Origin of the sequence: Legionella israelensis (assembly GCF_004571175.1) — a bacterium.
In the GTDB taxonomy this organism is placed as follows: domain Bacteria; phylum Pseudomonadota; class Gammaproteobacteria; order Legionellales; family Legionellaceae; genus Legionella_D; species Legionella_D israelensis.
This window is the reverse complement of the sequence record NZ_CP038273.1, coordinates 1,376,212-1,390,708: the sequence shown is the minus strand read 5'-3', so window position 1 is coordinate 1,390,708 and position 14,497 is coordinate 1,376,212. Positions and strand designations below refer to the sequence as shown.

The following is a 14,497-nucleotide window of genomic DNA, read 5'->3' as shown; positions in this document are numbered from 1 at the left end:
GCGCGTTTAAGAAAAACATTTTTTACTAAATGTTAAAATTTAACATTTAGTAAAAAATGTCAACGGACCCCTAAAGAAAAAACAACTGCAGACGACGAGATGAGTAAGTGGCAAAAAAAAAGAAAAAACCATGAAAGGGGGAATTATGAACAAATGGGGACTTGCCATTATGGCTACATTGATAATGACCTTCAATCAAACAGCCAATGCCAGGCAAAACTGGAACGAATGGGTGGCAGAAATTCGGCAAGAGGCACTTAATCAAGGAATTTCACCCCAATTATTTGATGAGGCTTTTGCAGATATTCGTGAACCCAGTCGTCGCGTCAAAGGATTGTCTCGCTCACAGCCTGAACATCGATTGACCTTTCTCAAATATCGAAATACTCGGGCAGATAATTATCGCATCGTCATGGGTCGCAAGCGCTATCAACAAAATAAGGCCTTGATTGATCAGGTGGCGCGTGAGTATGGCGTTGATCCTTGCTTCATCGTTTCCTTCTGGGGTATGGAAACCAGTTATGGCAGTTACATGGGAAATTTTCCTGTTATCCGCTCGCTTGCGACTCTCGCCTATGATTCCAAGCGTTCAGATTTTTTCCGTAAACAGCTGTTTTATGCTTTACACATTTTAAATGATGGTCATGTCAGCTTGAACGATTTTAAAGGCGAATGGGCAGGGGCATCAGGACAACCCCAGTTTCTGCCATCCAGCTGGATGAGGTATGCCGTGGACTATGACGGTGATGGTCGCAAAGACATATGGAAAAGCAAAGGGGATGTTTTTGCCTCTATAGCCAATTACATGGTTAAAAATGGTTGGCAAACCGGTGAGCCCTGGGCTATAAAAGTCAAGCTTCCACATCATTTTGATAAAAAGAATCTGGAAGGAAAATCCGTGGTGAAACCTGTTCGGGAATGGAATGAACTCGGTGTTCGAACCACAGATGGCAAGCCATTGCCTTATCAGGATCTGACTGCGAGTATTATTGAGCCATATGGGGGGCCGGTATTTTTGGCCTTTCCCAATTATAAGATGATTTTACGCTATAATAATTCTATATATTACGCCGGTGCAATTGGTTATATGGCGGATAAAATTTGCCATCGATCCAATATTTAAGCCACTGAGTTTTAAAGCAGCACCTATTCTCTTTTCCCTTAAGGGAAAAGAGAAACTTATGGAAGATGTATGATGCACACCTATATTGATAAAACAGGCAGTTTGACTCCGCAAGCGAAAGAAGTTATCTGTGATAAGGCCACAGAGCGCCCTCACAGTGGAGAATATAATGAAGTGGTTCAACAGGGAACTTATCTTTGCCGAAGATGCGGTTTAGCCTTGTTTCGCGCAAAAGCTCAATTTCATTCCGGCTGTGGTTGGCCAAGTTTTGATGAAGATATTATTCAGGCCGTGGCACGTCAGCCGGATCCGGATGGTTTACGAACAGAAATTCTTTGTCAGCGTTGCGGCGCTCACCTCGGGCATGTTTTTGAAGGGGAGTATTTAACACCCAGAAATCTACGCCATTGCGTTAATTCCCTTTCTCTTGATTTTGTCGCAGATGATGAGGTTTTAGATACGGAAGAAGCCATTGTTGCCGGTGGATGTTTCTGGGGCGTGGATTATTTATTGCGTCAGATGCCGGGGGTATTGAAGGTTGAAGCAGGTTATTGCGGCGGTCATTTGCAAGATCCTCGTTATGAGGATGTTTGCCGCGGTGACAGTGGTCATTATGAGGCTGTAAGAGTCATTTATGATAGTGCAAGGATAAACTATTACAAGGTTATCAAGCGTTTTTTTGAGATTCATGACCCTACCCAGCGTTCAGGACAAGGCCCGGATATTGGGCAGCAATACCATAGTGCCATTTTCTACTATAATGCAGCACAACGTGAAACCGCTGAGGAACTCATCGAACAATTACGGAATAGAGGATACGATGTGGTTACCCGCCTGCTGCCTGTGAAAACGTTTTGGCGTGCTGAAAACTATCATCAGGATTATTATCTGAAACATCAGAAAGCTCCTTATTGCCACCAGCCAGTGGCTCGATTTGGCGATGAAGTTTAAACGATTATTTACTCATGAGCTATTTAAATCATTCGACTCTCTGAGGTTTCTCAGGTTCATTGAAGTGTTCTTTATGATATTGTAAATCTGCTTCTTGTGCTTTTTGAGTATTGTCCGATAATTGCACTTCTTTTAAATGCTGTTGCCAAATCTCGTTCGCCTGTTGCTTTAATTTATCCATTTTTTTAAAAATCAAACCCAAATGTCTTGCCAGCATGGGTAATTTGGATGGCCCAAAAACAATGACAGCAACAAAGAGGATGAGCAACAATTCAGCCATACTCATGAGGATTTTTTATCCTTTTTTTCATCATTATCGCTGTCTTCATTGATAGCACGACGAAAATGTTTAATGGCGTTTCCAAGATCAGAGCCAATATTTTTTAATTTACCCGTGCCAAAAAGAGCAAGAATGATCACTAAAATGAGCACTAACGACAGAGGACTGATGCCACTTAATCCCATATTAACTCCTTTTGTTATGATAAATGAGAGCAAAAAGTCCCGCTATTGCACTGCCTGCCAGCGCAATAACGGGGAGTTGGCTTGTATCGGCTATTTTTAAATACCCTAAAACGCCAATACCAAGCAAAGCAACGAAGGCACCTTGGGCAAAGGATTTAATAAGACGACTCTCCTGGGGAGGCTGTTGCTTGGCTTGCTTTAATAGCATGGTTTGCAAGATTTTATGTTCCTTGGTTAATTCGAGTACATCGGCAAATAAGCGAGGGACATGAGGTAATTGCTCCGTAAAAAAAGGGATATTCTTGCGTAATTGACTAAGAAAAGCTTTAGGTCCAATTTGTTCCTTCAGCCATTTTTCCAGAAAGGGCTTGGCCGTTTTCCACAAATCAAGTTCAGGATATAATTGCCGTCCCAGACCTTCTACAGCCAGCAATGTCTTTTGTAATAAAACCAACTGAGGTTGTACTTCCATTTGAAATTGTCGAGCGGTTTGAAAAAGATGAAAGACAATTTTGGCAAAGGAAATATCTTTCAGTGGTTTTTCAAAAATGGGTTCACATACCGTTCTTATCGCACTTTCAAATTCTGTAATCCGCGTATCTCGCGCTACCCATCCAGACTCAACATGCAGTTCAGCGACACGACGATAATCTCTGTTGAAAAAAGCATAGAGGTTTTCAGCAAGATAACGCTTATCGTTATCGTTTAATGTACCAATAATGCCAAAATCTACACAAATATATTGCGGGTTGCGGGGATGAAGAGGAGAGACAAAGATGTTACCTGGGTGCATATCGGCGTGAAAAAAGCAGTCACGAAACACCTGAGTGAAAAATATTTCCACTCCTCGCTCAGCCAGTTTTTTTATATCAATATCATGCTCATGCAGCGCGTTGAGATCAGAGACCGGAATACCGTGAATGCGTTCCATGACCATAATGTTTTTACGGGTATAATCCCAGTAGATTTCAGGGATATAAAGGAGGGATGACTTTTCAAAATTCCGTCTTAACTGTGCCGCATTTGCTGCTTCACGCATAAGATCCATTTCATTCATCAGACTCATTTCAAATTCATCGACAATTTCTTTAGGCTTTAAGCGTTTGCTGTCGGCCCAATATCTCTCGACCAAATTAGCCAGCGTGCGCAAAATGCTTAAATCCTTATCAATGATTTGCTTCATACCAGGGCGCAGCACTTTCACCACCACGTCCTCGCCTGAGTGTAATGTGGCGGCATGTACTTGTGCCATGGAGGCTGAGGCCAGTGCCCGGGAATCAAATCGGGCAAAAATCTCATAAGCCGATTGGCCAAAAGTTTTTTCGATAATGCTCAAGACGATGGTGCTGGCAAAAGGAGGAACCTTATCTTGCAATTTGCTTAATTCCTGGGCGATATCTGCGGGTAAAATATCTGGCCTGGTTGACAAAGCCTGACCAAATTTAATGTAAATGGGCCCCAATTCCTCCAGGCTGATACGTAAGGCTTCCCCGCGAGTGAGCTTTTCTTTACGGAACCAATTCCACGGGTTTAAATAAACAATAAAACGTATTGGAGCAAAAATTCGAATCGATACAACGAGATTATCCAGCCCATTTTTAGCAAGAATATAGTTTATTTGTAGTAAGCGGAATAATTGTTTAATTGATTTCATGCTCTACCATCAGTTTTTGGATATGGGCTTGTAATCGCTCAACATCTAATGATAGCTCATCTATTTCATTAAAAAAATCGTCCAGTTCTCTGCGAGATGGAAACATGCGAAGCTCTTCCTGCAGGTATTCCGTCATGTTCAGCCGCATGGATTCGTGAAAATGCTGAGTGAAATCTCGTCCTTTGCGAAATAAAGAGCCCAGTTGATGGGCAATCACATCACCGGTGAAATGAGCAAGGTGTCCTTCCCAATCGATATCCATTTCATCAAACAGTTTTTTAACTTGCTGGCCTAAATCCATATCTCCTGAAATACGAATATTATCATTAAATAAAGAACGAGCCTTGGATGCAGGTAAAAAACTGAGGCGGATCAAACCCAAGGGACTGCTGTGAATGGTGGTATCCGGTGAGCCCTCATAATGAGCCAGTAATTGTATCTTCTGCTCATCAAAGAGTATAAAAAAATTAACGCTCAAAGGAGCGACAATGACTTCCAGTACCTTCCCATGTAACTGGCTGATTTTATATGGTATTTGCGGATCCAATGCCAGGGCATGGTTAATGGTTTTTTGTAAAGCTCGTAGTGAATATTTTTTTAACATAATTGTCTCAATATTTATAAGCAATGTGCAAAGCGACAATGCCACCACTTAAATTATGAAAATGGCAATCTTCAAAGCCTGCCATTTCTATCATGGCCTTTAATTCCTTCTGATCAGGGTGCATGCGAATGGACTCAGCCAGATATTGATAGCTGGCCGCATCATTGGCAAAAAAATGACCCAGCTTAGGTAGAACATGAAAAGAATACCAGTCATAAATGGGTTTTAAGCCAAAAACATTTGGTGTTGAAAATTCAAGAATCATGAGTTTTCCACCAGGTTTACAGGTTCTGAACATGGAACGTAAGGCTTCCTCTTTATCGGTCACATTGCGTAAGCCAAATCCCATCACAATGCAGTGGAAGCTATTGTCGGAAAAAGGCAGAAGTTGTGCATTTCCCTGAACATAAGAAATATTTTTTATCAAACCGGCATCGATCAGACGATGGCGTCCAATTGTTATCATATCCGCATTGATATCGGCCAGAATGACATGCCCTTTCCCACCTACTTTTTGGCTGATTAATCGAGTTAAATCGCCACTTCCTCCTGCCAAATCAAGCACGGTTTGCCCGGGTCTGACCTGACTGAGCTCAACAGTAAACCGTTTCCATAAATGATGGATTCCCAAAGACATCAGATCATTCATCTGATCATAGCGACTAGCTACCGATTTAAAGACATCGGCAACCTTTTTTTCTTTTTCGTTCCAGTCAACCGCTTCAAAGCCAAAATGGGTTGTTTTTTTTTGCCTGATCATAAAACTCAGTCGGGTGTGGTAAAGTCATCATATTAACCGATAAATGGTTAACACCCAATATTATTGATGCCAGTTTTATCATTACAGGCACATTTTTTTTCAAACATAAAATTTAAGTCTGAACGACATCCAGGCGAATAAAGTTAGAGCTGTCTGCTGCCTATTTAACGCTGCCAACTTATTTTTGAATACATTTTATCATGAAATATCTGTACTATTTGATGATAATTTGTTAATTTTCGTCCGATATTCTGCCCTCGTTTTTTTTGCTAAAAATGGAGTAAATTTGAATGGTTCTGAAAAGTGCTGTGGTGCAGAATAACTGAATTGCCGATTCGACTGCGTTATTGTTTTGAGAAACTTATGCTGAACGTACTTTTTGAAACCTTCGTCCCTTTAATCAGTTTATTTATTTTCGTGTTGGGGACAGGTTTTTTTTCGACCTTATTGGCCCTTAAAATGACACTTGCCCACGAGCCTCCAATTCTTATTGGCGCATTAACTGGTTTTTTCTATGCGGGACTTGTTCTGGGCTCATTTCGTATTGAGGGATTTATTATCCGAGTGGGACATATACGAGCCTATTCGGCTTTTTCTGCAATGCTGGCTATCATTTGTTTGTTGCATGGGATTTATTACAATCCTTGGCTCTGGATTTTGTTACGGTTTATAGCCGGTTTTGCCACAGCAGGCTTATTTGTGGTCATTGAAAGTTGGCTGTTGTGTAAAAGCACTCATGTCAATCGAGGGCAGGTTCTTTCTTTGTATATGATTGTTTTCTATGCAGCTCAAAGCCTGGGACAATTTTTCCTGAATCTGGGTGATACCCAAACCATGTTGTTGTTTGCCGTAACTTCTATGCTATGCTCCTTGTCCATTATTCCTTTAGCATTATCCACGGTCCAAACCCCGGTTTATGATGAACCTTCAACCCTAAGTTTGCAAAAATTGCTGAACAAATCAGCTTCAGGCTTATTAGGTTGCCTTAGCTCAGGGATGATCATGGGGGTTATCTATGGTCTTTTACCCACGTATTTCAGTCATCTGTTTAATGATAAAGCGGACGTGGCTCGATATATGTTTGCGGTTATTTTTGGTGGAATGTTACTGCAATACCCTGTAGGTAAACTATCGGATGTCATTGAGCGGCGCCTGGTGCTTATTTTGATTGCTACAGGAACGGCTATCGTATCGATATTAGCCATCATTATCGCGACTCACAGAGAGCTTCTTTTTATTTTGATGGGTTTGTTTGGCGGGTTGACCTTTACCCTTTATCCTATCAGTATAAGCCATGCCTGTGATGCACTGGACAATCGTGATATTGTTGCCGGTACGCAAAGTCTACTGTTGGCCTATAGTGTAGGCGCGATGACAGGACCGTTTATTGCCCCCTTCTTTATGCAGTATTTCGGAACAACAGGGATTTTTACTTTTTTTATTACGGTTTGTTTGCTTATTATTCCTGTGTTTATCATACGTAAGGCACAAAAACCGGATATTCCTCAGGAAGAACCCTTTTTATCCATGCCGCAAACAACGCCCATTATGGCAGAAATTGATCCTAGAGGTGAAAATTAAAGGCGGTTCAAGCAGGAGAACACCTGCTTGAACAGAGAAGGATTAAGAAGGCTGAGCCATTGAGCCGGTGTCATCTGTATCGGAGTCTTCATTCGTTGAGTTATCATCATCCATGCCGCTCATGTCTTCATCACCGCTGCCATCCGCATCAATACCACTGTCAGTGTCCGAAAGTTGATCATCATCGGTTGTTGTTTGATTATCATCCTCATCGCTTGTCGCTTGATTCTCATTGTCATCGGCAGAAGTGCTGTTGCTGACCGGTTGATTTTGTATCTCACCAGGCTGATTTTCTGCCACAATGTTTTCTCTGGCTGTGGAAGGAGTTTCTATGACATTGGCTTGAGTGTTGGTATGTTTAGCGGAAGGGGCATTGGTGTCTTGTTTTGAATTGGATTGCTTTATTTGAGCATATGCCAGAAAAGAAATGGCCAGGATGGCTATCAGGGTAATTATTTTTCTCATTGTTTTCTCCCCAGGATTAATAAATATAAGTCATAACAGGGTTATAACCACTGCATACTATAACTTGAAATATTTATAATTAAAACAACTGATTAGGCTGATGAACAGGGAACCTAAACAGACCTACATAATTTTTTCAGTTGATTTAAATAAGAGGATTCATCGGGGATGCGGTTATCTTTTTGTGCCGCCCATAAACATTCTGCGAGACGTTCCATCATGAGATGTTCAACATTTATTGGCTCATTTCCTTTGTTAATTAGAAGTTGATATATGTTTTTTATTCCCTGAGGCCTGTCCGTTGCTATCTGTTCTCGAACAGCCATGTGAAGCCCCATATGCAAAAAAGGATTGGTTTCCCCCATTTCCGGTAGATAGGATTTATTCAGATTAGAGGATTGATTATCAAGAAGTGCATGATATTCGGGGTGGTCAATGATGACATTTATGATTTGTGTTTCCAAAGGAAGCAAAGGCAGCTTTTTTTTGTATTTTTGCCAGCACGTAAAAAAAAGTTGACGTGTATCCTGAACATGGTTTCCGTAAAACATGAGAAGGGCCTGGATTTTAAACTGATGATAATGGTACAACATGAGCTTCTTTCTAACAACTCATGTTATGCAGCTTTCTCTTTTTTGTATCTTTGAAACAACATGGAGTGGTTTGTAGCGAGCGGAATTTTGCAGTAAGAAGGATGTCAGGGTAAACGCTAATAGATCAATATAAAATCAATATGCCTTCATTGCGCGCTTTATGCGAGGAATTTAACACAACGCTTGATATGAGATCGTATGGATATTGTGCATAAAGAACAGAAATTAGCTACGTTTGTCCGGAGAAGATGTTAAATAAGTTGACAATGACTTCTTTCTTATGAGATATTACAACTGCGAGGTTGGACTTGCTATGTGTCAATCCACTGGGTCAATTGGCGACACACCGATTGGCCCTTTCTATATTCTTATTTTAATTTCACTGATATTGAGCAATATTCACTTATTTTCTTACCGCTAAGCTATACTTTTCTTAAAAACCTATTTTGTACTGGAAGATGTCATGAAACGATTAATAGCAACCTTTATTGGCGTTGCAGTTATTCATTCCCTCTATGCGTCAGGAATAAATTCAGATATCCATTTAAACAAGTGGACAAATTTAGCCAGCTTAAACACCGACAATTTTTTACATTCTCATAAAAAAACAGGTACCGATATCCAGAACGGTGGTTCACATCTTAATGCGGACACCTTTATGCACACAACCAATAAAAAAACTGGCACAGATATTGAAAATGGTTCACACATCAATACCGATACTTTTATGCATACAACCAATAAAAAAACAGGTACTGACATTGAAAATGGTGCTGGCATCAACACTGATACTTTCATGCACACCACCAATAGACCAACAGGTACGGATAAGTACTAGAGCGCCGCTGATGGGAGCAATCTGTGGTCAGGGTAATACCAGTTTGATTCCCATGCCAATCATTAACAAGCCGCTGACAAATTCAATTTTTTGCCAAATCATGGTTTGAGAGAGGATGGTCGAATAATAACGTGTAGTCAGTGTAAGGGATGAAAACCAGAGAAAGCTTGCTGTTAATACTCCCAGTAAAAAAGCCATTTCGTGATGAGGAAATTGACTACTGCCACTGCCGATAATGATTAAGGTATCGATAATGGCTTGAGGGTTGAGTAAACTAAAACCTATTGCAAGTAAAATAATTTGCCATCGGCTGTGGGAACAGAGCCTTTTTTCTTCAGACGATGTTGTTTGCAATAAGGCATTTTTTAGTGCGCTTACTCCATATAAGGCAAGAAAGCCGGCGCCTAACCATGTCATCCAGTTTTTTAGTAAAGGATGGAGTTCAATGAGCTGGTGTAGTCCAATAATACTTGCCGTGGCTAAAATGGCGTCGCAACAGAAACAAATCAACACAGATAAGACAGCATGGTTTTGCCGTGCTCCCTGGCGGATGAGAAAAATATTTTGTGGTCCGAGAGCCATGATAAGTGATAGCCCAAGGATAAGACCATTTAAATAGACGATCATCTTAAGATTCAGGATCAATGATTAAAATTTGAAAATAATATCATTATTTTTGCAATAAATAAACAGGATGTATTCTTTTGTGTCTAAAAAACACGGTACTGTTCAATGGCGCTTCAGGCTGTGCTTTCAAGTTTTGAAACTTGAATCCTGATTCATAAAGACAGATCATCGCAGTTGTCTTAAGTTTTTTATTTGTGCACTTGGTAAAAATTATTTTCATATGTGTCAGAGGTAGATTGAAATCCTTGTATTTTAGATTGCAACTTCTCTGCTCTGAGGTATAAAATGCCTAAATTATTTTTTGACGCAAAAAATTTTTTTCAGAGGAGAGAATGTGGTCCCTTTGTCAAAAAACAAGCCAATTGTTTTCTGTTTTCTATTTATGCTTTTGATGAGTAGCAAGACCATATATGCTGTGGAAACCATGCTCGGTAAAAAGAAAGTCGAACCTCTCATTCAAGGCTATTATCCTCAATATCCTCCCACGAAAGAAGCGACTGGCACTGAAAAAGAATTAATCAAGCGTGGTGAATATCTTGCAAAGGCCGGTGATTGTATTGCGTGTCATACCGATGTTAAGGGAGGAACCCCAGCTTTTGCCGGTGGCTTGCCGATCAATACACCTTTTGGAACGTTCTATAGTCCGAACATTACGCCAGATAAAGAAACAGGTATTGGCAAGTGGAGTGAAAAAGATTTTATTCGTGCTTTAAAAGAAGGCAGAGATCCAAAAGGGCGCAACTATTTTCCGGTTTTCCCTTATGTTTATTTTTCTAAAATTACCGACGATGATGCCCGTGCCTTGTATGCCTACTTCATGAGCATTCCAGCCGTGAATCAGAAAAATAAACCTTTGCCTTTTCCCTTTGGTGTGCCTGGCGCCCGCTTTTCTCTCTGGGGATGGAATTTACTGTTTTTCTTTCCTGACAAAGATGAATTTAAATATCAGCCTGACAAATCACCCCTATGGAATCGTGGACGTTATCTTGTAGATGGGCTTGGTCATTGCAGTATGTGCCATACCCCGTTAAATATTTTCGGAGCTCCAAAGGAACGCTTTTATTTAACCGGCGGCTTTGTTGACGGATATTGGGCACCAAACATTACTAATTATGGTTTGGAGTCCGCCAGTCGCTATGAGGTGGCGGATGTATTTATTAAGGGAGAGCTTATTAATAGAGCTGGCCCTGTCGCGGGACCGATGGCCGAAGTGAATCATAACAGTCTCAGTTATCTGACTGAACAGGATCGCCTGGCCATTGCCACGTACTTGAAAACAGTGGTGAGTGAAGAGCCTTTGGGCGTTCCTCCTTCGGAAGCACAGCCTACTTTAAAACGTGGAAGGCAGGTGTATGTGAACGCTTGTATCATCTGTCATCAGAAAGGTGAGTTGGGTGCCCCACGCATTGGTGATGGCGCTAATTGGTACATGCGATTAAAAAGCAGTGGGTTGACCGCTTTGTATCGTCATGCTATCCATGGCTATAACCAGATGCCCGTTAAGGGAGCCTGCGTAACCTGCTCGGATAATGATATTATAGCCGCGATCCAATACATTCTGAATAAGTCTTTGTCTCGTTCCCAGTGGAGTGATTTGATTTCTGGTGGTCCGGCGAAATATCCATCAGATGGCAAGGCAATATATCAGGAAAATTGCAGCGTTTGTCATGATGAAGGGAAACTCGGGGCTCCAAAAATTGGGGATCAGAAAGTCTGGAAGCCTCTTATTGAACAAAACATGGATGTTTTGATTGAAAATACACTCAAAGGCGGGCAGCACCCAAAGAATGCAGGCTGCAGCCACTGTACCACGGATGAAGTGATAGAAGCGATCAAATATATTATTAGCCAATCCAAGACCAAAGGTAATTACACTTTATGGTAATAAATAGGCTATTTATGCAAAACGAAAGTAAATGAATCTATGAGATGTTTTTTTAATGTGTACCTTGCACGGGTTACGGTTTGACATATAGCGAAAGAAATATACTGCCACCTGTGAAGGTATAATTTTGAAGAGGTGAGAACGGGGATGTTAAACAGCTTAAAAGCAAGCCGCCTGCTTGCTGCATTTATCGGGATAATAACCGCTCAAATGACATTTGCTGCTGCAGACAACTGGCAATTGAATATGTATAAAGGCGTCACTCCGATAAGCCATGATATGTATGATTTACATATGATTGCCATTGTTATATGTGGCATTATCGGAATTGTGGTTTTTGGCGTGATGATCTATTCACTGATACATCACCGCAAATCAAAAGGTTATCAGCCCGCCTCCTTTCATGACAATACGCGTCTTGAAGTTGTCTGGACCATCATTCCTTTCCTGATACTGATAGGTCTGGCTATTCCTGCCACTAAAGTATTGATGCGCATGGAAGATTCCGAAGAATCGGATGTTACGGTCAAGATCGTGGGTTATCAGTGGAAGTGGCAATACCAATATCTTGATCAGGGAATCAGCTATTTCAGTAATTTGTCAACCCCTTATGATCAGATTGAAAACCAGGAAAGGAAAGGTCAATGGTACTTATTGGAAGTGGATAAGCCCCTGGTTGTTCCTATTCATAAAAAAATTCGTTTTCTGGTCACATCCAATGACGTTGTCCATTCGTGGTGGGTTCCCGAACTGGGCGTAAAGCGAGACGCCATTCCTGGTTTTATGCACGAAGCCTGGGCTAACATCGAAACGCCCGGCATTTATCGTGGCCAATGCGCGGAACTTTGTGGAATTAATCATGCTTTTATGCCCATCGTGGTGCAGGCCGTTACAGAGGAAGACTTTGACAGCTGGGTAAAAAAACAACCGAAAGTCAAGGACAAATATGCTGCGGAGGAAGCAGACACTGAAGCTCCTAAACAAATGTCTCGTGAAGAATTGATGATTTTAGGTAAAAAACAATATGAAATGATCTGTGTGGCTTGTCATAAGGCTGACGGAACCGGAATACCTCCTATGTTCCCTGCATTGAAAGGAAGTTCCGTGGCTGTCGGTAAGCCTATTTCCCGCCATATTGATATTATTTTAAATGGTATTCCTGGCACAGCCATGCAGGCCTATAAAGACCAGTTGTCAGATGAAGAAATTGCTGCGATTGTGACCTATGAGCGAAATGCCTGGGAAAATAATACCGATGATCTGGTTCAACCTGCCGATGTTAAAAACGTGCGTCAGGGAGAAATGAAAAAACCTAAAATGGTGACAAAAGCTCAAGCTGGAGGTTTTCGATGAGTCAGGTGTTAACCCATGATGCAGAACATGAAGAACATGGTCCGGAACAAGGTAAAGGGCTAATTGGATTTGCCAAGCGCTGGTTGTTTACCACTAACCATAAGGACATAGGCACTTTATATCTGTGGCTTGCACTGATGAGTTTTTTTGTGGCGGGTGCAATGGCCCTGGTTATTCGAGCGGAACTGTTTCAACCGGGCCATCGCTTTGTGGATCCTAACTTTTTTAACCAAATGACCACCATGCATGGTCTTGTCATGCTGTTCGGTGTCGTTATGCCCGCATTTACCGGCATGGCGAACTGGCAGATTCCAATGATGATCGGGGCTCCTGATATGGCTTTGCCGCGATTAAACAACTGGAGTTTCTGGATTTTGCCTTTTGCTTTCAGCCTTTTGTTTTCCACTCTGTTTCATTCCGGCGGTGGGCCAAACTTTGGTTGGACGATGTATGCGCCTCTATCAACCAAATATGCTCCTCCCAGCACGGATTTTATGATCTTTGCTGTTCATATGATGGGCTTATCCTCAATTATGGGCTCTATTAATATTATTGCCACCATTTTAAACATGCGCGCGCCAGGCATGACTTTAATGAAAATGCCGCTGTTTGTCTGGACCTGGCTCATCACAGCCTTTTTGTTGATTGCCATTATGCCCGTTCTGGCAGGCGCTGTAACCATGATGCTGGCTGATCGGCATTTTGGTACCAGCTTTTTTGATGCTGCAGGTGGCGGTGATCCTATCCTGTTTCAGCATGTTTTCTGGTTTTTTGGTCATCCCGAAGTCTATGTTCTTATTCTTCCTGCTTTTGGGGTCATTTCCGAGATTATACCGACTTTTTCCAGAAAACCTCTGTTTGGCTACCACTTTATGGTTTATGCGACCGTGAGTATTGCCTTGTTGTCGTTTATTGTCTGGTCACATCATATGTTTACCTCAGGCATACCGCTTAGCGCTGAGCTCTTTTTCATGTATACCACGATGTTGATTGCCGTGCCAACGGGCATTAAGGTGTTTAACTGGGTAAGCACTATGTTCAAAGGTTCAATGACTTTTGAAACTCCCATGCTTTTTGCTCTTGCCTTTGTGTTTTTATTCACCATAGGTGGTTTTACTGGCCTGATGCTTGCTTTGGTACCAGCAGATTATCAATATCAGGACACCTATTTTGTGGTTGCTCATTTCCATTATGTTCTTGTTCCCGGCGCCATTTTTTCTCTCTTTGCCGGTGCCTACTACTGGCTGCCTAAATGGACGGGACATATGTATAACGAACGCTTAGGCAAATGGCATTTCTGGCTGTCAGTAATTTCCGTGAACCTGACTTTTTTCCCCATGCATTTTTTAGGATTGGCAGGCATGCCGAGAAGAATTCCTGATTATGCTTTGCAATTTACCAATTTTAATGTCATCACTACAATTGGCGCCTTTATTTTTGGTTTTTCACAATTGCTCTTTTTATATAATGTTATTGTGACGGTGCGTCGAGGTAAAAAAGTGGATAACCGCGTATGGGAAGGTGCGCATGGTCTGGAGTGGACGCTTTCTTCGCCACCTCCATACCATAGTTTTACCACGCCACCAGAAATACATTAA

The 14,497-nt window shown here is 41.5% G+C and carries 15 protein-coding genes; 7 read left to right on the top strand and 8 right to left on the bottom strand.

Annotated elements, in window-relative coordinates:
- The first annotated feature begins 145 nt into the window (after positions 1-145).
- Entirely contained in the window at positions 146-1,123 is a 978-nt protein-coding gene (locus E4T55_RS06145; protein ID WP_058500982.1) for a lytic murein transglycosylase, read from the top strand.
- Positions 1,124-1,195: 72 nt separating this feature from the next.
- A complete protein-coding gene (locus E4T55_RS06140; RefSeq protein WP_058501001.1) occupies positions 1,196-2,074 on the top strand; it encodes a bifunctional methionine sulfoxide reductase B/A protein in 879 nt (292 codons plus the stop codon).
- A gap of 28 nt (positions 2,075-2,102) precedes the next feature.
- Here E4T55_RS06140 and E4T55_RS06135 read toward each other — a convergent pair whose 3' ends face one another.
- Genes E4T55_RS06135 through ubiE form a run of 5 tightly spaced genes read right to left on the bottom strand, consistent with a single transcriptional unit; the run spans position 2,103 to position 5,557 of the window.
- Positions 2,103-2,360, bottom strand: a complete 258-nt coding sequence (locus tag E4T55_RS06135) for a Sec-independent protein translocase subunit TatA/TatB (protein WP_058500983.1) — start codon at positions 2,358-2,360, stop codon at positions 2,103-2,105.
- Positions 2,357-2,539 carry a twin-arginine translocase TatA/TatE family subunit gene (tatA, locus tag E4T55_RS06130; RefSeq protein ID WP_058500984.1) on the bottom strand — a complete coding sequence of 61 codons (183 nt, stop codon included), beginning with the start codon at positions 2,537-2,539 and terminating at the stop codon, positions 2,357-2,359. Before tatA ends, E4T55_RS06135 begins: the two co-directional genes overlap by 4 nt.
- Position 2,540: 1 nt before the next feature.
- Positions 2,541-4,193: a ubiquinone biosynthesis regulatory protein kinase UbiB gene (gene ubiB, locus E4T55_RS06125; protein ID WP_058500985.1), complete on the bottom strand. Its 1,653-nt coding sequence runs from the start codon at positions 4,191-4,193 to the stop codon at positions 2,541-2,543.
- Entirely contained in the window at positions 4,180-4,797 is a 618-nt protein-coding gene (locus E4T55_RS06120) for a ubiquinone biosynthesis accessory factor UbiJ (RefSeq protein ID WP_058500986.1), read from the bottom strand. The genes ubiB and E4T55_RS06120 overlap by 14 nt, the downstream gene beginning before the upstream one ends.
- A 7-nt stretch (positions 4,798-4,804) precedes the next feature.
- Positions 4,805-5,557 (bottom strand): bifunctional demethylmenaquinone methyltransferase/2-methoxy-6-polyprenyl-1,4-benzoquinol methylase UbiE, encoded by a 753-nt coding sequence (gene ubiE / locus E4T55_RS06115; RefSeq protein WP_058500987.1) that lies wholly within the window; start codon positions 5,555-5,557, stop codon positions 4,805-4,807.
- Between the two features lie 363 nt (positions 5,558-5,920).
- Here ubiE and E4T55_RS06110 point away from each other — a divergent pair, with 363 nt between their 5' ends.
- Positions 5,921-7,138, top strand: coding sequence for an MFS transporter (locus E4T55_RS06110; protein ID WP_058500988.1), 1,218 nt, complete (start codon positions 5,921-5,923; stop codon positions 7,136-7,138).
- 42 nt (positions 7,139-7,180) lie between these two features.
- Here E4T55_RS06110 and E4T55_RS06105 read toward each other — a convergent pair whose 3' ends face one another.
- Together E4T55_RS06105 and E4T55_RS06100 are read right to left on the bottom strand one after the other, a co-directional pair.
- Positions 7,181-7,603 (bottom strand): hypothetical protein, encoded by a 423-nt coding sequence (locus tag E4T55_RS06105; RefSeq protein ID WP_058500989.1) that lies wholly within the window; start codon positions 7,601-7,603, stop codon positions 7,181-7,183.
- 113 nt (positions 7,604-7,716) lie between these two features.
- Entirely contained in the window at positions 7,717-8,154 is a 438-nt protein-coding gene (locus E4T55_RS06100) for a DUF1841 family protein (RefSeq protein WP_058501002.1), read from the bottom strand.
- A gap of 505 nt (positions 8,155-8,659) precedes the next feature.
- On the opposite strand from E4T55_RS06100, the gene E4T55_RS06095 reads away from it, so the two are divergent.
- Positions 8,660-9,034, top strand: coding sequence for a hypothetical protein (locus tag E4T55_RS06095; protein WP_058500990.1), 375 nt, complete (start codon positions 8,660-8,662; stop codon positions 9,032-9,034).
- Positions 9,035-9,061: 27 nt separating this feature from the next.
- On the opposite strand, the gene E4T55_RS06090 is transcribed toward E4T55_RS06095, so the two are convergent.
- Entirely contained in the window at positions 9,062-9,661 is a 600-nt protein-coding gene (locus E4T55_RS06090) for a LysE/ArgO family amino acid transporter (RefSeq protein WP_058500991.1), read from the bottom strand.
- A gap of 424 nt (positions 9,662-10,085) precedes the next feature.
- On the opposite strand from E4T55_RS06090, the gene E4T55_RS06085 reads away from it, so the two are divergent.
- The 3 genes from E4T55_RS06085 (at position 10,086) to ctaD (ending at position 14,497) form a co-directional block, all read left to right on the top strand.
- Positions 10,086-11,546, top strand: a complete 1,461-nt coding sequence (locus E4T55_RS06085; protein WP_394367483.1) for a c-type cytochrome — start codon at positions 10,086-10,088, stop codon at positions 11,544-11,546.
- A 147-nt stretch (positions 11,547-11,693) separates the two neighbouring features.
- Positions 11,694-12,899 carry a cytochrome c oxidase subunit II gene (gene coxB / locus E4T55_RS06080; protein ID WP_058500992.1) on the top strand — a complete coding sequence of 402 codons (1,206 nt, stop codon included), beginning with the start codon at positions 11,694-11,696 and terminating at the stop codon, positions 12,897-12,899.
- On the top strand, positions 12,896-14,497 hold the full coding sequence (ctaD, locus tag E4T55_RS06075) for a cytochrome c oxidase subunit I (RefSeq protein ID WP_058500993.1): 1,602 nt from the start codon (positions 12,896-12,898) through the stop codon (positions 14,495-14,497). Before coxB ends, ctaD begins: the two co-directional genes overlap by 4 nt.